General features: G+C 50.7%; 16 protein-coding genes and 1 tRNA gene. 6 read left to right on the top strand and 11 right to left on the bottom strand.

Annotated features, from left to right (window positions below):
• Positions 1–190 precede the first annotated feature (190 nt).
• The 3 genes from PG728_RS05060 to PG728_RS05050 all read right to left on the bottom strand — a co-directional run bounded on the left by PG728_RS05060 (position 191) and on the right by PG728_RS05050 (position 4146).
• Positions 191–1879 carry a DNA methyltransferase gene (locus tag PG728_RS05060; protein WP_270626146.1) on the bottom strand — a complete coding sequence of 563 codons (1689 nt, stop codon included), beginning with the start codon at positions 1877–1879 and terminating at the stop codon, positions 191–193.
• Positions 1880–2049: 170 nt separating this feature from the next.
• Positions 2050–2649 carry an addiction module antidote protein gene (locus tag PG728_RS05055; RefSeq protein WP_270626145.1) on the bottom strand — a complete coding sequence of 200 codons (600 nt, stop codon included), beginning with the start codon at positions 2647–2649 and terminating at the stop codon, positions 2050–2052.
• 228 nt (positions 2650–2877) lie between these two features.
• Positions 2878–4146, bottom strand: coding sequence for an MFS transporter (locus PG728_RS05050; protein ID WP_270626144.1), 1269 nt, complete (start codon positions 4144–4146; stop codon positions 2878–2880).
• Positions 4147–4354: 208 nt separating this feature from the next.
• Between PG728_RS05050 and PG728_RS05045 the strand changes: the two genes are divergently transcribed.
• The gene (locus PG728_RS05045) at positions 4355–4642 is read left to right on the top strand and encodes a hypothetical protein (RefSeq protein WP_270626143.1); all 288 of its coding nucleotides are present in this window, start codon (positions 4355–4357) and stop codon (positions 4640–4642) included.
• On the opposite strand, the gene PG728_RS05040 is transcribed toward PG728_RS05045, so the two are convergent.
• Positions 4639–5982: a C1 family peptidase gene (locus PG728_RS05040; protein ID WP_270626142.1), complete on the bottom strand. Its 1344-nt coding sequence runs from the start codon at positions 5980–5982 to the stop codon at positions 4639–4641. The two genes, PG728_RS05045 and PG728_RS05040, sit on opposite strands and share 4 nt — an antisense overlap.
• A 267-nt stretch (positions 5983–6249) precedes the next feature.
• Positions 6250–8364, bottom strand: a complete 2115-nt coding sequence (locus PG728_RS05035; RefSeq protein ID WP_270626141.1) for an NAD(+) synthase — start codon at positions 8362–8364, stop codon at positions 6250–6252.
• A gap of 136 nt (positions 8365–8500) precedes the next feature.
• On the opposite strand from PG728_RS05035, the gene PG728_RS05030 reads away from it, so the two are divergent.
• A tRNA-Arg gene (locus PG728_RS05030) sits at positions 8501–8576 on the top strand.
• A gap of 345 nt (positions 8577–8921) precedes the next feature.
• Here PG728_RS05030 and PG728_RS05025 read toward each other — a convergent pair.
• The gene (locus tag PG728_RS05025; RefSeq protein WP_270626140.1) at positions 8922–9656 is read right to left on the bottom strand and encodes a DUF3800 domain-containing protein; all 735 of its coding nucleotides are present in this window, start codon (positions 9654–9656) and stop codon (positions 8922–8924) included.
• A 215-nt stretch (positions 9657–9871) separates the two neighbouring features.
• Between PG728_RS05025 and PG728_RS05020 the strand changes: the two genes are divergently transcribed.
• Positions 9872–10705 (top strand): HAD family hydrolase, encoded by an 834-nt coding sequence (locus tag PG728_RS05020; RefSeq protein ID WP_270626139.1) that lies wholly within the window; start codon positions 9872–9874, stop codon positions 10703–10705.
• Positions 10706–10820: 115 nt separating this feature from the next.
• On the opposite strand, the gene PG728_RS05015 is transcribed toward PG728_RS05020, so the two are convergent.
• Genes PG728_RS05015 through guaB form a run of 3 tightly spaced genes read right to left on the bottom strand, consistent with a single transcriptional unit; the run spans position 10821 to position 14308 of the window.
• Positions 10821–12062 (bottom strand): hypothetical protein, encoded by a 1242-nt coding sequence (locus PG728_RS05015; RefSeq protein WP_270626138.1) that lies wholly within the window; start codon positions 12060–12062, stop codon positions 10821–10823.
• Positions 12059–12745 (bottom strand): exonuclease domain-containing protein, encoded by a 687-nt coding sequence (locus tag PG728_RS05010; protein ID WP_270626137.1) that lies wholly within the window; start codon positions 12743–12745, stop codon positions 12059–12061. Before PG728_RS05010 ends, PG728_RS05015 begins: the two co-directional genes overlap by 4 nt.
• A 54-nt stretch (positions 12746–12799) precedes the next feature.
• On the bottom strand, positions 12800–14308 hold the full coding sequence (gene guaB, locus PG728_RS05005) for an IMP dehydrogenase (protein ID WP_408648205.1): 1509 nt from the start codon (positions 14306–14308) through the stop codon (positions 12800–12802).
• Between the two features lie 391 nt (positions 14309–14699).
• Here guaB and PG728_RS05000 point away from each other — a divergent pair, with 391 nt between their 5' ends.
• Positions 14700–15002, top strand: a complete 303-nt coding sequence (locus PG728_RS05000) for a WhiB family transcriptional regulator (RefSeq protein ID WP_072510580.1) — start codon at positions 14700–14702, stop codon at positions 15000–15002.
• A 208-nt stretch (positions 15003–15210) separates the two neighbouring features.
• Here the strand turns inward: PG728_RS05000 and ppdK are convergent, their stop codons facing one another.
• Entirely contained in the window at positions 15211–17940 is a 2730-nt protein-coding gene (ppdK, locus tag PG728_RS04995; protein WP_270626136.1) for a pyruvate, phosphate dikinase, read from the bottom strand.
• A gap of 257 nt (positions 17941–18197) precedes the next feature.
• On the opposite strand from ppdK, the gene PG728_RS04990 reads away from it, so the two are divergent.
• Together PG728_RS04990 and PG728_RS04985 are read left to right on the top strand one after the other, a co-directional pair.
• A complete protein-coding gene (locus PG728_RS04990; protein ID WP_270626135.1) occupies positions 18198–19037 on the top strand; it encodes a DUF3152 domain-containing protein in 840 nt (279 codons plus the stop codon).
• 71 nt (positions 19038–19108) lie between these two features.
• Entirely contained in the window at positions 19109–19396 is a 288-nt protein-coding gene (locus PG728_RS04985; protein ID WP_270626134.1) for a hypothetical protein, read from the top strand.
• A 287-nt stretch (positions 19397–19683) separates the two neighbouring features.
• On the opposite strand, the gene PG728_RS04980 is transcribed toward PG728_RS04985, so the two are convergent.
• Positions 19684–21105: an ATP-binding protein gene (locus PG728_RS04980; RefSeq protein WP_270626133.1), complete on the bottom strand. Its 1422-nt coding sequence runs from the start codon at positions 21103–21105 to the stop codon at positions 19684–19686.
• Positions 21106–21169: the final 64 nt, after the last annotated feature.

The raw sequence follows: 21169 nt of genomic DNA, 5'->3' as shown, positions 1-21169 counted from the left end.
ATCTTAAAACCCCAACCCCAAGAAAAACGGACACATCTCCTGAAACCACACAGCTGCCAAGTAGAAAGGAAGACAAAGAATACGGTCTCTCTAAAAGAGCGACCCCACCCTAGTATCTTGGGAACCTTTGCTCGGTGTAGAAACTCAGATCGGCTCTATTCTCACGTCTTAGCTAGTACCGCCGTATTCCTTATACGGCAAGCGTTAAACCGCACACATCGTTATCTTGTATCAATATGTCAATCCAACGTTTGCTGATTAAAAACGAGCATTTTTCGGCAGGTAACAGCTGCCGCCAGTCCATGCGAACCGCGTTCGCCAGCACAATATTGGAGTCATCTTGCAGTGGTAAATCCGCTACTTCCCGCTGCAAAATCGCCGCCGTTTCCCCATTAGCTTGCAGTTCGACAATCCACAGCGCCGTGCGCGCCACCGCGACTGCGAAATCATTAATTTCAATCCCATAGAACTGTCCCAGATTCACTTTTATCTGGTTAGTCGCGGCACCCTCTTGCTCGAACTCCCAAGCCTGTTGTCCCCGCTCTAGCTCCGCAATCACCTGGTTTTCCAGGCGCCGCACCTCGATATAGGTTTCGGTAAGGAAGTTTCCAGATCTGCAAGCGCTATCCAGCCAGGTAAAACTGGCTAAACGATTTTGATAAGCCCGCAGTTTCGCCCGCCGCGACCTATCCGAAATCCCAGGATCAGACAGAATCCCCTCAAGCTCATTCTTTAAGCCATCAAGGAACAGCGGATCAATCACCCGATGGATATTTTCCGGGCTGGTGTAGTGCATCCCGGAGCTGCGGCGAGTTTCCGGATTCAAAGTCGATTCAAACACGCCCCCAAAGACAGTGGGAGAAATCTGTGACCAGTCAGTTCCTTGCGACACCTCGTTAAGTAAAAGGTTCCGCAGCTGCTCGGTAAAGTTCGGAATCTCTAAGGCTCGGCCAGTCTCTCCTGCCAAAGAGGACGGAAAAACGCTAGCTTTACTAGCCTCCGTCAGCGCGTCCTCTCCATCACCAAATCCCGTAGCAACACCAGTGCCAGCAGCAGAATCGCGAAACAGTCCCCCATTAACATAAGGAAAAGCCGCGAGTTCTTCCTCCAAATAGGGATCTCGCTGCTCAAGTGGGGTATCTAGCACTTTGAACAGGCGTTGCAACGCACCTCGGGTTTGGGAAGCGGTAAAACCTCGCAGGTAACGCAGTAGTGCATCCTTACCAAATAGCCCCGCGTCCTCGGCAAAAAGACAGAACACCAGCCGCACACACAGAACATTTAGGCAGTGCTGTGACCAGGCAGAATCTGGGTCTTGGTATTGTTCCAATAGACCGCGATGCAGCTTTCCAATCAGCTGCCCGGCGCGGATTGAGACTTGACGTTCCTTTTCCGTACGCGAATATGCCGGGTCAATCAAAAAATCGAGTAGATAAGATTGTTCGGGCAGTTCCGTTAATGAAAACTCGATATAGTCACCGGCAGGGTCATCCTTGTTTAGGTCGTGAACGCGGAAACACTCGAAGTTGCAAACAATAATAAAATCTGGGCGTTGCCGATTCGGTAGCGCATCAGCATAACGTTTAGCCTGTTCAAAAGGGGTAACCATTTGCCCTTGGCGCAGCTCGCCTCGATCTAGGTTCACGCCGGAAGATTTTTGTTCCACAATGGTGCGTGCCGAGGGAATCACCACGTCAATGAATCCGCCCGCCCGCGTGCGCTGCTCGAAGCGACACTTGGTGGATACCTCGCGCATTCCCAACACGTCTTGCAGCAAAGACAGCCAAAAACTGTGGGTTTCACCCTTTTCATAGCCGTGACCTGCCCACTGTTGCACGAAAAGTTCCGCCGCCCGCCGTCGGCTACCTACTCCACTCACCACGGTTTCCTTTATTGCCTAACGTTACCGTCACCAGTCACGCTACCTCGCTTTGGCTACCTTGCCAGCCTACCCTCACTCCCCCAGTTTTCTAGCCAACGTTTCCCTTACACCGGTTCTACAATGCATTTGTAGGCACGGCGCAATAGCTACATATTCTTCGCACAGGTCTAGATTTTTTGTTCAGCGAGCGTCATTCTAAGTCCGAGGGCTTTCATTATCCTCGTGATAGCCGCAAAGGATGGGTTACCGTCTTTCGATAGAGATTTGTAGAGCGATTCACGGTTGAGTTCCGTTTCTTTAGCAAGCTGAGTCATGCCGTGAGCCCGCGCAATATCACGTAAAACAACCTGTACGGTTTTTGTGTCACCATCTTCGAGTGCAATAGCCAGATAGTCATTCATTGCCTCTTGGCTATCAAGATATTTACTTGCATCGAAGGCTGAAAATGTCACCTTACTCATTACTGCTCCCCCCCTTACCTGTTGTGCGAGTTCTTGGGCAATTTGAATATCTCTGGTTTGACTGGATTTATCTCCGCCAGCTAGCAGGAAAACTGTCAATGCACCCAGCTGCGTGTAGTAAACGCGATAGCCGGAACCGAAATGAAATCTCAACTCGCTAACTTTTCCACCAACCGCTTTAATATCTCCGAGCATCATAGCGTGCGCTTCACATCTGGCTATCGCATGCAAAATACGTCGCTGCGCATGCTTGTCTTTCAGCTTTTTTAGCCACTCATCAAACAAGCTGCTGGAAATAATCTCCACAATCCTACCGTAGCCTATGGGCTACATAGATGTCTAGGTCTATTGCAATACTAAATACAAGATAGAGCTATCCCCCAAGAATAGAGCAAGCCGGGACTGCTGAAAACAGCTAGCTCAATTCCCGGGTTCTATGCCCTGAGAGACTTCAGCCTACCTATCCGTTTTCACAGATTTCTAGGGTGCGAGGTGTAGAGCAAAGCAAACTGTTGCGTTATCGCGCAAAGATATTCAGCTGTTCTGGGAAGGGGAAGATTCCTCGGTCATATGCAAATCGACTGTCACTAGACGGCGTTTATAGGCGCGGCGCAGCGAATTACGCAAAGGAATAAAACCAATCAACACCACGGCAAGAATCGCCCAAGCTGCCGCAATCACCAGCCACAGCCCACCGCGAGCTCCCGCCACATCCACTACGGAACCACCAAGCCACGCACCACCAGAAATACCTAAAGTGAAGAAAGTGTTTAACCACGCCATCCCCTCGGTGAAACGAGCAGGAGGAACCACCTGAGACAAAATATTGGTGGCGTTAGTCATGGTGGGTGCATAAGTCGCACCGGTTAAAGCTAAACACAACCCTAAAATCCAGGGATTGGAGGCGAAAAAGAAAGTAGAAAAACCAATCGCCATTAAGGTGATTCCCCCCAAGAACAAGCGCAAGGCGCTAATGCCCCACTCTTTAGCCCCATAAATCACCGCAGAACTAAAAGAAGTCACCCCAAACATGGCCAACAGCAGCCCCGAAATCTGGGCTACCCCTTGCTCGCGACAAAATGCCACCACCGTTAAATCCAGACCACCAAAAGTAAAACCGCAGAGCATAAAAATCAGCCCCAAAATCACCATGGCTGCCGATTTCATCAACGGTTTAGCTTCCTGGTCGCTTAAATCAGATTTTGCGGTCACTACCGGTTCCGTTGCGCGTTGCGATAAAAACCAAAAACCACCAATACCGGAAGTAACCAAACAAGCCACAATCCCCGCCGCAGGGTGAACCACGGTAGCTAACACCGTGGCAATAATCGGACCGAAAATAAAAATCAGTTCATCAACAGCGGCCTCGAAAGCATAAGCCGTATTTAACTTACGCGACCCCGCCAGCAAATGCGTCCAGCGCGCCCTCACAAACGCCCCGAAAGAACCGGTAGTAGCCCCCGATAACAGGGCAAATAGGTAGAGTGTCCAGCGCGGAGCATGGAATAGAGACGAGAGTATCAAAGCCAACAGTAAAACCAGGGAACATGCAACCAGAGGGCGTAAAACTTTGGCTTGCCCGTAACGATCCACTAGCCGAGCCTGAATTGGGGATGCCGCCGCCATCGCGATAACCACTAAAGCATTGACCTGTCCAGCCAGTGAATACTCCCCGTAGAGGGTGGAAATCATTAGCAGAGTGGACAGCCCCGCCATCGCCATCGGGAAACGCGCTACCGCTCCAGCGACTGAAAATCTAAGAGCGCCAGGGTAGGAAAAAATCTCCCGATAAGACTTAAACATATTTCCTATCCTACTGTTTTAGCAGTTAGTAGTTAATTTAAAAGGCGGTGAAAATGCTTACTTCCGTCCCTTCATTTTTACCGGCACACCCTACTTCCTACCCCCTCCCCCTAAAAATGGGGTTAATACCCAAAATGCGTCCATCCAGGGAGAGGGTAAGCAGCACTGGGTAATCACAAAACACCACCAAGCCCGTTAAACTACCGTTATGGGGTTGTCGAATAATCGCCTTTGGAGACGCGGGTGCACCGCATTAGTGATAATCGGGATTATCTGCACCGTCACCCTCGGATATATCGGACACCCCGTATTTGCTTGCCGAGTTTTCGCCCTGATGCTGCTGAGCTTAGGGGTTTACCGGCTGCTAGACCGCTCTCCCAAAGCCTGGTGCGCGGTACGCTCCTGGTGGATTGACTGTATTGCCCTGTTTTCCCTGTCCATAGCCCTGTTTATCCTCGCCCCTTACGGCGGGATTATTATGCTAACCGGGCTTTAAGCGAGCGACCCCATCGGATCCCAGGCAGGCAACACTATCGGTGCTTCCTCAGAATCGAGGACGGCGTGATATTCTTCAGGAAGACGGTCACGGTGAACCGCGATTTCAAATACGTATTCGTCGAACCAGGAATCATTCATAGTATAGAATCCCTGGTCGGCTCGATCTTCGCAGCCCCAAGAGTTTTCCACTCGCCAGCGGCGCGGAGCGCCATCCAGCATATCTACCCCTACAAACAACATGGCGTGAGTCATTAGAGATTCGTGGGAGAGCAGACGTTCTTCCTTGTCCATCCCAAAATGCACTCCGTAAACCGCGCCATAGTCATAGAGATTCTTATCCCACAGCGACAGTTCCCTATCTGCCTGCTGCTCGGTGTCACACCCGAACCACACCGGTTTTCCGGCCTGCAATACCGTAGCCGCGCAATCTTTCATTACCTGGATAGGGACGTTCAGGTAACGCACCGGGGCAGCACCGAGCACATTGCCCAGGCGATCGACGGTATAGGTCTTTCCGTACGGGTTAGCTTCCCGCGGATCATTCACCAAGCATACATAGTTACGCAGGTCATTGACGATATATTTATCGGCGAACTCTTGAGGGGTAACCTCCCCTAGACGCTCAAATTTATTGTCTTTATCGTTATATTGCCAAACAAACTTTTCCGGTGGGGTTCCCAGATGGATATTCAAAATCCGGTGCACCCCACTGAGTAAACGCGCCTTTACCTCCCCAACAGTTTCGGGATTATTGTGCGCGGCTTTGCGCACCGCGAGGGCGCCCTCCCGCAGGTAACGCTCTAAGATACGATCCATTTTCGCCGAATTAGAGGAAGATTCAGTTTCCGGCATTGACCACTTGGGCACTACCCCGTATTTATCCACCAGCGCCACAAACATATTCCACTGGCCACCGTCCCCAATCGGATCGGACAACAGGTGTGCCACCGTACGGTCATCCAGGTCGCGATCGGCCAGCTCAATCTGAGATTCTAGGAAGTAGTTCGCTTTTTCTAGTTTGTCCCAATAGAACAGGTAGGTCTGGGAGAATTCAAAATTTTCTACGTTTAGGCGTTTAATCATCGACGAACGCAGCAGGTTTAGACCGGCGAACAGCCAACAACGTCCCGATTTCTTTTGATTAGCCACCGGCCACGCATCTAGCTTGTGGGACATGGAACGGTCAGCGAACGCAACTACCTGGTGATTTTGAGCCACCTTATCAATATCTGTACTGGTTACAGCATTTTGCATCAGTTTTCCGCGCGGGTCTGCCACAAACTCTTTACGTAGCTCTAACAAGGTTTCGGCAGTTAATGCCCGGTTCCGTTCGCTCACTGTTCCTCCTATATTCGGGCGCTATGCGCCATTTTCTAGGGTGAAAACCATTTAGATAGCTACCAAAACGCTGCGCTAAACCCCGGTTTCACCGTTTTCTTTCTTACTTCCAAAATAGCCCATCGTCCCCGCTTAGTTAATTTAGAGTGTTCCATCTCCCGCAACTGGAGGCTGCGTATTCTATGGCGACAGGTAGTAGCTTTCGATGAGGACGAGGCGGAGCTATCCCCGGAAGACTCCAGATTACCCGGTCTATACGCAGGTAGCTTACTTTTCGTCCTCTAAATCCGATAATAATTGTTCAACCTGCGTAATCCATAACCTCCCAGAAATATCGGAGGGCATCCGCCAATCACCGCGCGGGCTAAGCCCCAGCCCGACATTCACCCCTGGCCCGCCAGGCACGCAAGTCCGTTTGAACTGGGAAGTAAAGAAGCGGCGCAAGAACTCGCGCAGCCAGCGCAAAATAGTTTTCAGGTCGTATTGATTGCGGTCAGCTATAGGTAAATCCGCCGGCCAAACCCCGTTATCTTTATCCCGCCAGGCTTGCCAAGCCAGATAGGCAATATCGCGGGGAGTGCGCCCTAAAAGCAGATGATAGAGGAAGAACTCATGTAGCTCGTAAGGACCAATAGTGTCCTGGGTGGATTGCAGTTTTTCCTCGCCCCCCGGTATCAGCTCCGGGGAGATTTCTTGCGCCAAAATATCTTGCAGGACTGTAGTGCATTCCTGGCCGAACCGGTTTTCCCGGCAAGCCCAGCGAATCATAGTTTGCAACATAGTTTTCGGGATACCAGGATTAACCGCATAATGCGACATATGGTCGCCCACCCCATAGGTGCACCACCCGAGAGCCGCCTCCGATAAATCTCCGGTTCCAATCACCAATCCGCCCTGATGATTAGCAAGTCGGAACAGATAATCGGCACGCAATCCTGCCTGCACATTTTCAAAAGTAACGTCATATTGGGCTTGCCCATCAGCAAAAGGATGCCCCATATCGGCGAGCATTTGCCGAGCCGCGGGGCGAATATCGATTTCCTCGCATTTGATACCTAAGGATTCACACAACCTATATGCGTGAGATTTTGTTCCTTCCGAGGTAGCAAAACCGGGCAGGGTATAGGCCAAAATTTGGGATTTTTCGAGGCCGAGTCGGGCGGCAACTTCGCTGCACACCAAAAGTGCCTGGGTGGAATCCAGACCGCCAGATACCCCCAACACCATTTTGGGGTTCCCCACCGCCTGTAAACGTTTTTTCAACCCGTAAACCTGAATCTCAAATGCTTCTTTACAGGCTTTATCTATATCCGCAAGCGAGGTAGACAAGAACGGGAAGCGACTAGGGGCAGGAGTGAGGGCAGCGCCCGCGTCCTCGCTGCCTAAAGGCAAAGTATCATCATGTTTCGCCCACGGGTCAAAGCTGACAGTCGAGCCAGGAGCGCCAACCCCCAAACGGATATCGACTGCCCAATACTTTCCAAGCTGACCTACCTGGGCGTGGGAAAACCCGCTTTCTCGCTGCCTACGATTGGCGAGGGCGGTCAGGTCAATATCGGCGAGGGCGATTTGGGTATCAACCGGGAAAAGCTCAGTTTCACAAAGCTTACGTCCGTCCTGGTAGATAAAGGTTTGCCCATCCCAAGCCATATCTGAAGATGATTCCCCGTTTCCGGCTCCCGCATAGGCATAGGCACAAATTCCGCTATGAGATGTCGCTTGCGCGAGCATTTCCCGCTGCAAACTTCTACCTAAACTTGCAGGATAGGCAGCCGGATTACAAATAACACTAGCTCCGCGCAACGCCAAAGACATTGCGGGAGGATTAGCCGCATAGGCATCGGTTCCTACCTGCGCCGCCACTGCCAAGCCGGGCACGTCCTCGACATTAACAATTCCGTTTCCAACCGGAGCCTCACTAGCCCCTGGAATCTGGGGGGCATACCAGCTCGCATCTGCACCAAGGTGCGCCCCGGAAGTAAAGCAGCGATGCTCATCCATTTCTTCACACAGGAAAACTTTCGGGGTGATAGCAACCACTTTGCCGCGGGCAAGGAATAATGCGCAATCATAAACCCGTCCCTCCAGACGCAAAGGAGCACCCACCACGATTAACTGCGCGCAGTCGGAAGTCGCTTTTACCAGCAGCTCAACCCCTTTTTCTACCGCATCTAGCAAGCGTGTTGAAACCGCTAAATCACCGAGGGTATAGCCGGAAATACTCATTTCTGGAAAAACACATACACAGGCACCCTGCTGAGCAGCTTTTCGGGCAGCTGCTGCAATGACTGGTACGTTTCGATCCACTTCAGCGGGCAAGCTGGGGATGCTGATAGCAGCCAGGCGGGCAAAACCATGTGAATATGGGCTAGCAAAAGTCATATCCACATTATTACACCCACCGCATTTTGAGCCTGGCTAAACAGAGCGGTCTGCCCGCAAGAATGTAATCAGCATCAAAAATAACTGCGTAGATTTAGCACACTTACGGGTAAATGTGTAGAATCGTTGAAGTCCAGCCCCGATAGCTCAGTGGATAGAGCGTTCGCCTCCGGAGCGAAAGGCCGCAGGTTCGAATCCTGTTCGGGGCACCAAATTTTTCTACGAAATTATTCCCCTATCTGCTAGTTGCCATCCCTACTTACTGCATAGCTAACTGCTTAAACTAGCTGAAAACTGCCAGTTGCTTGTCTTTTTCTTTCTAGGACGCGCGCAGAACCGGGCGTCGTGCGGGGAAAGGTTTTTCCTCCTGCCCAAAATCCGGAAAAACCCCAGGTTTTCCGGATTTAACGCCCGCCCAACCTACTCGGATAAAACCTTTCCCCGCACTCACTAAAGCACGTCGTCTAGTCAAAGCTCTGTGAACTCGAGACAGGACAAAACTTTGCCAAATGAGCCAACAGTCGATAGCGCGTTAGTCACGGTTATGTATTAATGATTTAGATTTTTTTAGGTCTAATTTTTTTGAGCCAGTTCTTCTTAAACTTCCCGATACCGCCGAAGAACTTATTGTAGGTTCCGCCATTTTCTTTCGCTCCATATTTTATGGCGGCTAGTTCGATAGTACATAGATAATCTGCTACTTGTTCCAGACGGTAATCGGTCATAGAAGTTTTCCGGCGTTGAACCGTATGTTTTGAGAGCATAGCCAATATTGCCTGATCCAAAGACTGGCTAACAACGTCTTGACCATTGTCGTAATAAACTTTAATAACATTGAAGGATTGAAAGTAGTCTAAATGTTCGCGTAAAAATTCTGTTATATCCCGTTTCATACGGGTTTCTAATTGCTCATCATCCACAATATCTTTACTTCGATATCGAAAAGTTACATAGGATACTGGCAAACGCCGAACTAATGTCGCAAAACAGGTAAGAATCCTCTTTCTCTGATGTATATCCAAGTATCGATATTGTCCATGTCCATTTAGCAAGGGTTCGGAATGAAATGGAATATTAGGTAAATCCGAAAATAAAAGCCGAGATTCATATTGGCTAATACACTGCTTAATGTCTTCTGCTTGCTCATGAAAAACAAGAGTCAATAAGTAATAGCGAGAATTTGCGTTTCGATCTCCGCTTTCATCCACGAAAATGCTTAGCTCGCGCATCATCGCACTCCTAGTTAAAAAGCCGGGGGACTCCCCCGGCACTTGGAGGTAGCTTACAGCCACCAATTTCATTTTATCTAAACTGGCATCATTAACACAATTAAACCACCAAATCGGCGGAAATTTCCTTTTAGAAACTTTTTATCCTGAGGTCGGGCGGGGAAAGGTTTTATCTGAGTAGGCTAGGCGCGCATTAACTGGCGTTCTCACTTAGAGTGGAAATAGCCTGGAAACTGCCAGATTTCCCTTTCGGCAAGTGTCCCTGACAAGGAGCAACAATGCGCAAGTTCGCTTTTTTGGATTTAGACGGAACCATAATCGACCACAACCAGGTGATTAGTTCTAAAGTAAAGGAAGCTATCACCACCGCCACTGCGAACGGACACAAAGTATTCATCGCCACCGGTCGTTCCTATCCGGAGCTTTACCCTTTTCTATTCTCTCTGCCGTTTTCTGGGCTGATAACCGCCAATGGAGCATACGTAGAAGTTGGAGAGCAGGTGTTAGCCAGTCATTCTATCGACCAGGACGGCATCTGCGAATGGATGGGTTATTTTCGCCGCTCTGGTGCTAGCTGGCTTTGGCAATGTCGAGACCACTTTTACCCCTCCGAAACATTCCTGGATTTTTTCCGCCTCTCCGGCAAATCAGAGCGCGCCGCCAGCGGTGACTGGTCTGCTTACCTCGAACAAATCATGCCCTATGTGACCAACGGAACTCCCAGCTCAGCAGAAAAATGCGTGTTCTACCTATCCCCGGAAGCGTCCTCTAGCGTTGAAGAAGCCCATAGCCTGTTTGGCGATCGCTATATGGTCATACCTGGCTCTGTTCAGGTACGAGCAGGTGAAATGGTGGAAGTAGGGGTAAAAGGGGTCAATAAAGGCAGCGCTATGCGGGAAGTCCTCCATCACTTTGGCGCAGACCCCTCTCAGGCGCTGGCGATTGGAGATTCCGCAAACGATTTCGAGATGATTCAGGAGGCAGGTACAGGTATCACCTTAGAGGGCGGGGTGAACAAGCTGTTAGAGATAGCGGACTGGGTTGCTCCCTCGATTGCAGAGGACGGGGTGGCGGTAGCCTTTGAACGTTTCGGACTGTTAAATCCGGCCTAAACATTTTCTACCGGATTTCGGCTATTGCCCATGCCTTAGCATCTTCTCTAACCTAGCTGCCCCCCTCCTTAGCTGTGACGGGTTCTATATTCGGCTTGAGGGCGCGCCCTATTTACTAAAAGAACTTGTATCCTCCAAGGTCAGCAAATGTAAAGCCTTTACCGGTAGAAACATTTACGCAGGTCACGTCGGCACCACCGAAAGTACACGCATATTTACCGAGCTGAGTATATTGACCTGTTCCCAGTGGCTGCAGATCGAAGCGTTTACCACTGTTATCCCGCTGACCAGATTTCACGTCTTGATATAGCGGAGTAGTGCCATTAACGCACGCTCCGATACCACTCGAAGAATCCCATACCCCCAACACCGAGAGCCGCAAATCCCCCTGTTTACATTTACCTACATTGCCAGCCGCATTAAAGTTACTGGCAGTAGCGCAAACCACTCCGCTGCCACTGGAAAGCGCCCCGGAAGCGTTCGCTGCTAAGGGAATCAGGGGTGGCGGGTTATCTTGGAGTTTCTCCGCAATCGTACACACCACAATGCCAGACTGGGAACGGAAAGTTACCCGATGCTTATCTCCATCTAACTGGGCAGGCGTAACCGGTTGTGCCGATAAAACCTTTTTTACCTGCTCGGTTTGAGCGGTAGGAATTGGGTCTGGTTCCTTGGCTAATACGGTTTGGGTGGGGTTGGTTTGAGTTCCCAAGGGAATAGCAGACGGCACTTCGCCAGTAACCAAACGAAAAATCTGCCAACTAACCAAACCGATTAGAGCCAAAACAACCAGACCATACAGCAGCCACCACGGAGAACGCCGGGTATTGGTAGAGGTCTCTTCTTGCACCGGTGGCTCTCCTGCTTGCTGGGGTGGGATGCTGATAGTTTCCTGAGCTAAGGTGGCGGTTTTAGGCGGCGTTGAAGTATTTGCTGGTAGCGCCCCATACACTGCGGTCGGAGTCCCATAAATATCGGTATCTATCCCCTGTAGGTTATCCCGATTACCACCCTGAGCTGGCGGGGCAGCGAGGGTTGGCGGGTTTGGGGAAAGCGACTTATTTGGGGAAAGGGAGTTGCGCGGGAAAGTCTCAGAGGAATCGGTAAAGGAATTCTGGTTACTTTGGTTGAGTTGTTGCTGATAAACCGGGGGTGTATCAACCGGATTCAAAGAGGGATTCCCCGGGGTCTGCGGTATTTGCGCCCTATTTGCAGAGGGAGGAATAGCTGGTTGCGGCGGATTGTTTACGCTGCGAGGGGGAAAGCGGCGCGGAAGAGAACCACGACTATCACTGGATTCTTGCAATCCGTCATCTTGCTGGTTGTAGAGATTATTACCAAAGGGTTGATTATTCATACCAGCCACTCCTCATTTACGTCCGCACTGCGTCCTTTAGAGAGCAAAAACTGGTTGAAATGCTTGGCCCATTGGCGATGCTGACCCCGTTGATATTCTTGCAGCTGACGTAAATCCATTTCCCCGAGCTGCGGATAGGCAGTGCATATCGCCCTCAAGACAGCGATAGTTTGCCGCACATCTACCAGGGCATCATGCAAGTTATCTTCCCCGCGCACCTGATAAAAATCCGCGAGCGCTCCTAGGGTTCGTTTCCCTTTCCGATACCTGTCCAATGCTCTATCTAGCACCAAAGGATCAATTACCGGCAAGAAATCTACCCGTTCCCCCAAGGTAGGTTGCCCCAAACGCACCAGATGATTATTAAGTAATGGCAGATCAAAGCAGGCATTGTAGATAACCACCGGGACTTGGGCGTGTGCGCAGGTCTCTAAAACTTTAGCTACTTCGATTACTACTTCATCTAGCGGTCGCCCATTTTCTTTAGCATATTCGGTGGAGATTCCGTGGACATCTTGAGCTTGCTTGGGGATAGGGATTCCCGGATCAGCTAGCCAGGTACGTTCCCTAGTTTGACCATTTCTCCATTCCACACAGGCAGCAGTTACTATGCGGTCAGTTGCGGTATTTACCCCAGTGGTTTCGGTATCGAACCCCATAAACGGCCCGTCAGTCCAGCTCACCGCTACTCCTTAGCTTAATCGCGCCTTGTGTCCCTGCTTTTCAAATAATACGTGTTATTTAACCGTGGAATGATAATTGGGGGCTTCCGCCGTCATTTGTACATCGTGAGGATGGGATTCGCGCAGCCCAGCTCCGGTAATTTTCACGAAACGACCACGTTTTTTCAAAGTGGCAATATCGGGAGAACCGGTATAGAACATTGATTGTCGCAGTCCCCCAATCAGCTGATAGAGTACCGCCGAGAGGGCACCAGAGAATGGGACTTGCCCCTCGATTCCCTCGGGAACAATTTGGGAGTCGCTGGTTACTTCCGCCTGGAAGTAACGATCTTTGGAATAGGATTTGCGCCCGCGCGAACTCATTGCCCCCAGCGAACCCATACCCCGGTAATGCTTGTACTGTTTACCATTGACGAACACCAGCTCACCTGGGGATTCTTCGCAGCCAGCTAGCAGTGAACCTAACATTACCGTGTCCGCTCCTGCCACCATGGCTTTGGCGATATCACCTGAGTATTGCAGACCACCATCGGCAATTAGCGGCACTCCCGCCTTTGAACAGGCCTGGGCAGCCAGGTTGATGGCGGTGATTTGAGGTACGCCCACCCCGGCGACTACCCGGGTAGTACAAATAGAACCGGGTCCTACCCCTACTTTTACCGCATCCGCGCCCGCATCGATTAGAGCTTGCGCGCCCTCGGCAGTAGCTACGTTTCCGCCGATAATGTCGATATTGGCGAAATCTGGGGAGGCTTTTAGTTTCTTAATCATCTCCAGGGCTAGCTTTGCACCCCCGTTGGCGGTATCAACTACCAGCACATCTACTTCCGCCTCTGCGAGAGCCTCAGCACGTTCCCAAGTGTCCCCCCAATATCCGAGGGCGGCTCCCACCCTTAAACGTCCCTCTTTGTCTTTAGTGGAGTTGGGGTATTGTTCGGTTTTAACGAAATCTTTTACCGTAATCAGACCGGTCAGGCGACCTTCATCGTCTACTAGCGGGAGCTTCTCAATCTTTTTTTCAGCCAGTAATGCCCGAGCTTCGTCTCTAGGCATACCTTTGCGTCCGGTAGTTAGTGGCATCGGGGTCATTGCTTCGCGCACTGTAACCGTTCCCCATTTTTCTGCCGGTATAAAACGTAGGTCACGGTTGGTAATGATTCCTTGTAGGTGACAATTTTTATCGACTACCGGCAATCCGGATACCCGATAGTGTCCGCATTCCTTATCCAGTTCCAGCAAGGTCGCATCGGGGCTGATAGTCACCGGGTCGGTAATCATCCCTGATTCCGAACGTTTAACTTGACGCACCTGTGCAGCTTGCTCGGCAATCGGCAGGTTACGATGCACGATTCCGATTCCGCCTTGCCTAGCGATTGCGATTGCCATATTGGCTTCCGTCACGGTATCCATGGCGGCAGATATTACTGGCGTGTGCAGGGTGATTCGTTTAGTTAGCCTGCTGGAGGTATCTACCTCAGAGGGAACTACATCAGTGGTTTCGGGAAGCAGTAAAACATCGTCATAGGTGAGCCCTTCGAGGGCATCAAGGTGTTCGGTAATCACCTTTTTAAGATTAGCCCGAACAGCCAGGCTGTCGCTACTTTTGTCCGCTTTAGCGTCTTTTTTCCAGTGCTTTTACCCTTAGATGTGATTTGTCTAACCGCTAGGTACTTCTTTACGTCTGTTCACTTGATAGTTTTATCTCTGGCTTTGTCACTTAGCGGCTCGGATTTATTGATGAGGGCGAGGACGGAGGCAGGGCAGAAAAGGGGGGACTTATCCTCAGCACACGCCTTCGCTATCAGCATATTCAAGAATCTACCTGGAGTCACAGAGGCTATTCACGATTTATTAACCACTATTTCAGCAGACAACCCTGACTTTTTCAGACAACGGTAAGCTACGTCCTCCATACTGAGGACAAGTGATATAGGCACGAGGTTAAGGAGTATTGATGGGTTACATCTCTAGGCTTCCCGGACCGGTAGCTGACCTGTGGGAATGGCAGTACCAAGGCGCTTGCAGGGATTTGGATACTGAACGTTTTTTCCATCCTGAGGGCGAACGCGGAGGAACTCGGCGTCGGCGCGACGAGGCTGCGAAAGCTATCTGCGCAAAATGCCCGGTAATTAACCAATGCCGAGAATACGCTTTAGCAGCTCATGAGCCTTACGGCGTTTGGGGTGGTTTAACCCAAGAGGAACGTCGCACCTTGATTCAAGAACAGCGCGAATTAACTCAAAGGCGAACCGCCTAATCAACCCTAACCCCAAATAAAGGGAGTCGGCGGGATAATCCCGCCGACTCCCAGGGGTGTTCTCGAAATAGCTTATGAACTAGAGCAGTGAGCGAGCAAAAGCCACCAAGCTAATACCAAGGATTAGTAGCTATTGCCGACTCAACCAATCAACCTGTCCGGTTCCCTCCCCTTGTAGGGAACCGGACAGGTGCGTATAGCGTCCTAACTAGGCGGTAGCGTCCTCTCCAGAACCCTCGATATTCTCTAAAGCCACCACGCGGCCAGCCTCCAGGCGGGCAACCGCCACCCGGAACGGCGAGCAAGATACATAATCCAAACCGGTCTTGTGGAAGAAATGAATCGATTCCGGATCGCCACCGTGCTCACCACAAACACCCATCTTCAGCTGTGGCTTGGTAGAGCGACCGCGGGCGACCCCTTCCTTGACCAAGCGACCTACACCATGAGTATCAATCGTTTCAAAAGGAGAAGTCCCAAACACGCCCTCTTCAATGTACTTGGGGAAGAATACGCCCTCACAATCGTCGCGAGAGAAACCCCAGGTAGTCTGAGTGAGATCATTTGTGCCGAAGCTGAAGAAATCAGCCTCTTTAGCCATCGACTCGGCGGTAATCGCAGCGCGCGGAAGCTCAATCATACAACCAATCGGGATATCCAATTCCACGCCAGCTGACGAAGAAATCTCGTCAATAATCGCTTGAGCGCGGTCACGAATAATTCCCAGCTCGGTAATCGAGCCCACCAGGGGCACCATAATTTCGGGGCGCGGATCTAGACCCTGCTTCTTCAAATCTGCAGCGGCAGACACTAGCGCATGAATCTGCATTTCAAACAGACCCGGCATCCACATACCCAAACGCACCCCGCGCAAACCTAGCATCGGGTTAGCTTCATGCATCTTCCTAACCGCGGTGAGCATCCGCTGGTCATCCGGGTTTACCTTGCCTTCAGCTTTTTGCAGGGCAACTTTAACCTCTAAGCCAGTCAAATCCGGCAAGAACTCGTGCAGCGGAGGATCAATCAAACGAACCGTCATCGGCTTGCCATCCATAACTTGCAGCATTTCCACAAAATCTTGCTGCTGACGCTGACCCAACTGAGCCAGAGCCTCTTCCCGGTCAGCCGAACCCGGCTCCGAAAGGATAGCGTGTTCAACCAGAGGACGGCGATCACCTAAGAACATATGCTCTGTACGGCAAAGCCCAATCCCTTTAGCTCCAAATTTTACTGCGAGCTGTGCGTCCTGCGGATTATCGGCATTAGCGCGCACTTGCAAGCGAGCACGTTTATCAGCCAATTCCATCATCCGGTCTACACAACGCACCAAATCCTGCAAATCAGCATCGTTGTCGCAAGCCTCAAGACCCGCAGTTAGACCGCTCTCTAGATAAGTAGTTACTGGGGAGTCCTGAACCGGAACCGCGCCCTCGAATACTTCACCAGTCGCGCCGTCAATAGCAATCACGTCGCCCTCGTGGAAAGTCTTGCCATCAACGGTCAAAGTCCCGGCTTCGGCATCAATCTCTAGAGCTTCCGCGCCACAAACACAGGTCTTGCCCATACCACGAGCCACTACCGCGGCGTGGGAAGTCTTACCGCCACGCGCCGTAAGTACACCCTCGGCAGCGACCATACCGGCTAAATCATCAGGATTTGTTTCCCGCCGCACCAAAATACAGGATTTACCAGCATCCTTTGCAGCCTGTGCTTGCTCGTTATTAAAAGCAACTCCACCAACAGCAGCCCCCGGAGAAGCCGGCATACCGCGAGTTAGCCTGACCCGCACGGCGTCATTATCGAACTGGGGGAACATCAACTGGGTAAGCTGTTCACCGGTGACGCGCTCTAGCATCTGATCCTTGGTGATTAGACGTTCCTCGTTAAGTTGTACCGCAATCCGGAAAGCAGCTGCTGCTGTCCGCTTACCCACGCGGGTCTGCAACATCCACAGCTTGCCTTTCTCGATGGTGTACTCGATATCGCACATATCCTGGTAGTGGGTTTCCAGTTTGCGCATAATCTTGATTAGCTCATTGTAAACCGGCTCGTTTACCGTCTTGAGGTGGGAAAGAGGCTCGGTATTACGGATACCGGCAACCACGTCCTCGCCCTGAGCGTTCATCAAGAAATCACCGTAAACACCCGATTTGCCAGTTGAAGGATCCCTGGTAAAGGCCACGCCGGTTCCAGAATCATCACCCATATTCCCAAAGACCATGGTGCAGATATTCACCGCGGTTCCCAGCGAATTCGGAATCCGTTCGCGGCGACGATAAATCGCTGCCCGCTCGGTATTCCAAGACCTAAATACGGCTTCAATCGCCATATCCATTTGGGTACGAGGATCTTGCGGGAAATCATTCCCGGTCTGTTCTTTAACGATTTGTTTGAACTGTGCTGTCAAATCTTGCAGGTTTTCGGCAGTCAAATCCACATCGGCCCGCGCGCCAACTTTTTCTTTCATGGAATCGAGCGCATCGGCAAATAAATCGCCGTCAATATCTAGCACTGTCTTGCCAAACATTTGCACCAGGCGGCGGTAAGAGTCCCAAGCGAAGCGATCGGAGCCTGACATCTTCGCCAGCCCTTGCACCGACTCGTCATTAAGTCCCACATTGAGGACGGTCTCCATCATTCCGGGCATCGAGAACTTCGCACCTGAACGCACTGAAACCAGCAGCGGCTCATCTTTGTCTCCGAGGGTGCGTCCTATTTGATCTTCTACCCCGCGCAAAGCCTGAGTTACTTCCGGAACTAGGCTTTCAGGCACCTCGTTATGCTTGAGGTATGCCCGGCAAGCATCGGTAGTAATCGTAAAACCGGGGGGAACGGGCAAACCCAGATTGGTCATCTCTGCCAGGTTGGCACCTTTACCGCCCAGCAGGTCTTTCATACCTTTGTTGCCCTCGGCGAACATATAGACATATTTTGCCATAGGTTAATGGCCTCCATTTGTATTCCATTTGCGCTCTTTAAGCGATTCTTTCATTTTTATCTTAGCAGCTAAAAAGCCCCGTCTAGTCCTTCGGTCCTCCATGCTAGAACGACAACCCCAAATTGTGGTTTTATTTACGAGGACGCGCGGGGAGTTTTCCTTTTTCTTAGGTATTTGTCTGGTAGATAACCCTGGTAATCGTGCTTCTGCCAGCGGGGCAATAAATCCGAGGCTTCTAATCCTTTAAACTGGGGGTTATGTCAGTGTATCCCCCTAGGAGGCAGCGTCCGATTTCTCGCGCTCACCGCGCGCGGCGTCGCTCGGATTGGAATCTATTGATTCGCGCCTCCTCATTAGCGATTGCGCTGGCTATTACCTTTATTTTGATTCTCTCGGCAATGCCACGAGCCCCGAAAACCGCACAAGCGCAGCCGACTGCCCCTACTTTAAATTGGACCGCGGTTCCCTTACCTAGCAATGAGCAGCAAAAGAAAGAAACCCAGGTTCCTTTGAAAGTTAGTGGCGAGCTGGCTGGTGGGGAAACCTCAAAAGATGTCCCCCAGTCAGGTTCGGGTAAAACTTCGGTAGTGCCTGGCACATGGCCTGGCCGTGGCACTGGCAAAGTCTACTTTTATCGGGTAGAGGTCGAAAATGGGCTGCCCATTACTGGTGAAACGGCTGCGAAAAGCATTCACGCGATTTTGAATGATCCGCGCGGGTGGGGCGGAAAAGATGGGAGTGTTTCTTTTACCCGCACCGATGGTCAGGCAGATTTTCGGATTGTTATTGCTAGTCCCTCTCTCACGGATAGACTGTGCGCCCCTCTTACCACCAACGGGGTTTCAAATTGCCGAAACGGCAGTAATGTGGTGCTTAATGCTCACCGTTGGATTGGAGGAGCAAAAATGTGGTTTAACAAGGGTAAAACCTTGACTGACTACCGCATTTACGAAGTATCCCACGAGACCGGTCACTGGCTGGGTAACGGTCACCTGTTTTGCCCGAAACCCGGAGGTTTGGCTCCCGTAATGCAACAGCAAAGTTCAGATGGCGGAGATAACCTAGGTTGTATCCCCAACGGCTGGGCACACCCTTAATCTTTAGTACGCTTAGAGCGTTTTTAGCGCTCTTTCAGCCCGATTTCAGGCGGGTATGAAAAGATTTAGGTATGAGCGTTTTACTATCCATTGGTTTTATTCTGTGTGGCGGGGCTTTGATTTTCCTGGCGACTCGCAGCGTTCGCAATTTAAGCTCCCGCGAGAGGGCGCGGAAAGTCCATTTTGAACGAGAGATTGGCAGTGTTGATAACCTGCTCGCTTCCTCGCAAGCTGACCGCGATAAATTACGTCAGATGCGGGACTCTGGACGTCTCCAGCGCTGGGACGCGATTCGGGACGTGATGCGCGAAGAGGGCGTACCCGAGGACGTTGCCACCGAATTTATTGACCGCCTCTAGTGCTCTCTTGTTTTTAGGTTTCCAGGGCGGTTTACCCCCTAATCCCGGTCCAAAGTTTCACCGCAACTTGATTTTTAGTTTTACTGGAAAATTTTCCAGTAGTTTTCAAGTAGATTTTCCAGTAGCCTATTTACGCAGGTAGCCAGGATAATTCTCGTGAACTACTAGAAAAAGAATCTTTCCAGTAGCTTTCAAGTAACTTTCAAGTAGATTTTCCAGTAGCTAGAACGATGCTCTAGGCAAGGGAAGTTAGCACTGTTAGATTTAGGTAATCCGCGCTTCCTCGGCTATTTCAAACGCCAAGTTGCCCGCGGGTCGCGCACACTTTTACCTTGCCAAGAGACTAACCCCAGGTCTTTCAAATCTTTTAAAGCTGCTCGCGTTGTTGGTCTGGTAAGCAACGCAAACTGCGCGATATCACCGGTTCCTCCGGAGCCTCCAAGGGCTTGCAAAGCCGATAATACTGCTGTTGCACTGCGTGACAGTCCCGTCCTTTCCCCAGGAAGTCGCGGCTGATAACGCAAAGTTAAGACTACGTGCATAGGTTCTTGCCGGTATTCCGGATTAGATAATCCGTACTCATTCATCTGTGAAAATATACGCTTAATCCCCTCCCCCAGCTCCTGGGCATACCCCAGGTCACAACAGGTGCGGGCAATCCTAGGATTTATTGCGTATCTGGCTATTTCTAGGGGCGCTTTAGCGACAAGCCTTCTATCTCGAAAGCTACCCGGGTTGCTAATTTCAATCCGATTATCAAATATCTCAACCCTGATTCCATCCCCCATCAGGTCATAGGCACGATGTATTACCGCATTAACTAAGCCTTCTAACCAGGCTCCTTGAGGAATCACCGGTATGTCAGCAAATTTACCGTCTTGCCCCAAGGCGCGACGTCGGGGTATTACCTCCTCAATCCACTGCACCGCCTGGTCAATCGCCTGAGGTATAGGCAGTTCAGTCCGCCTGTCAAAAATTATATTTTGGCTTTCTCCAGTCAAGCGTTCATTTCCTTGAAAACGACACACCCGGACATAGGCTCCCGGTAGGAGTGCAAGCGGAGAATCAGCGAACAGTAAATATGCTGCATTATTGATGCGTCCGTCTTTGTCGCAAAGCGAACGCGAACGAAGCAGGTGCTTTTTTCCGCGGCTAGCACCAGTAGCTTCTAGGAAAGGGACGATATTTTTCTGAGGTAAATCAGCGAAGGTGAGGTCGCGGACAGTTTCCGCTTCAAATTGCCTAGCTCCCCGGTCATACTGTAGACGGCGAATTTCATCCAAGCTCAGACGCAACGAACGGTCGCCACGGCGGAGGTAGCAACTATCGTCAGTGCCGCGATGCACCTGGTCACTAGGAGTTACTAAAAAAGCTAAAACAAATCTAGAAGCACCATCCTGGCTAGTAGTTGCTATTTCCTTTACTTCACAATCAATCGGCGGACTGCAGAACTGAGCACTGGGAGTCAGGCGCAGCTCGTTAATCTTTTTTGTGAACCGATTTAAATCCTGAATATTCCGGTCTTTAACTCCCACTATTGCCGTACCGCCCTCAGCATTGGCAAATGCAATGAGAGTGCGAGCCAACATTTTTGGGGAAACTTCTATCGCTTTACGTTCAAACCACTGATCTTCGTCCCGCAAACACAGCTGTCTAGTGCGTTCCTTGATATTGGAAGCAAGAATAGCGTCTATATTGTTCGGTGGCATACCTAGAGTATAAACCTGTCAAATAGATTTTACTGGAAAATTTTCCAGTAGTTTTCTAGTAGAT

Source organism: Varibaculum timonense, assembly GCF_027694345.1.
In the GTDB taxonomy this organism is placed as follows: Bacteria; Actinomycetota; Actinomycetes; order Actinomycetales; family Actinomycetaceae; genus Varibaculum; species Varibaculum timonense_A.
This window is presented reverse-complemented; position numbering and strand designations above follow the sequence as displayed.

Excerpts from the sequence above, each read along its gene's own strand:
- PG728_RS05050 (WP_270626144.1), bottom strand. The coding sequence starts at position 4,146 with ATGTTTAAGTCTTATCGGGAGATTTTTTCCTACCCTGGCGCTCTTAGA.
- PG728_RS05045 (WP_270626143.1), top strand. The coding sequence starts at position 4,355 with ATGGGGTTGTCGAATAATCGCCTTTGGAGACGCGGGTGCACCGCATTA.
- PG728_RS05035 (WP_270626141.1), bottom strand. The coding sequence starts at position 8,364 with ATGACTTTTGCTAGCCCATATTCACATGGTTTTGCCCGCCTGGCTGCT.
- PG728_RS05020 (WP_270626139.1), top strand. The coding sequence starts at position 9,872 with ATGCGCAAGTTCGCTTTTTTGGATTTAGACGGAACCATAATCGACCAC.
- PG728_RS05015 (WP_270626138.1), bottom strand. The coding sequence starts at position 12,062 with ATGAATAATCAACCCTTTGGTAATAATCTCTACAACCAGCAAGATGAC.
- PG728_RS05000 (WP_072510580.1), top strand. The coding sequence starts at position 14,700 with ATGGGTTACATCTCTAGGCTTCCCGGACCGGTAGCTGACCTGTGGGAA.
- ppdK (WP_270626136.1), bottom strand. The coding sequence starts at position 17,940 with ATGGCAAAATATGTCTATATGTTCGCCGAGGGCAACAAAGGTATGAAA.
- PG728_RS04990 (WP_270626135.1), top strand. The coding sequence starts at position 18,198 with ATGTCAGTGTATCCCCCTAGGAGGCAGCGTCCGATTTCTCGCGCTCAC.
- PG728_RS04985 (WP_270626134.1), top strand. The coding sequence starts at position 19,109 with ATGAGCGTTTTACTATCCATTGGTTTTATTCTGTGTGGCGGGGCTTTG.
- PG728_RS04980 (WP_270626133.1), bottom strand. The coding sequence starts at position 21,105 with ATGCCACCGAACAATATAGACGCTATTCTTGCTTCCAATATCAAGGAA.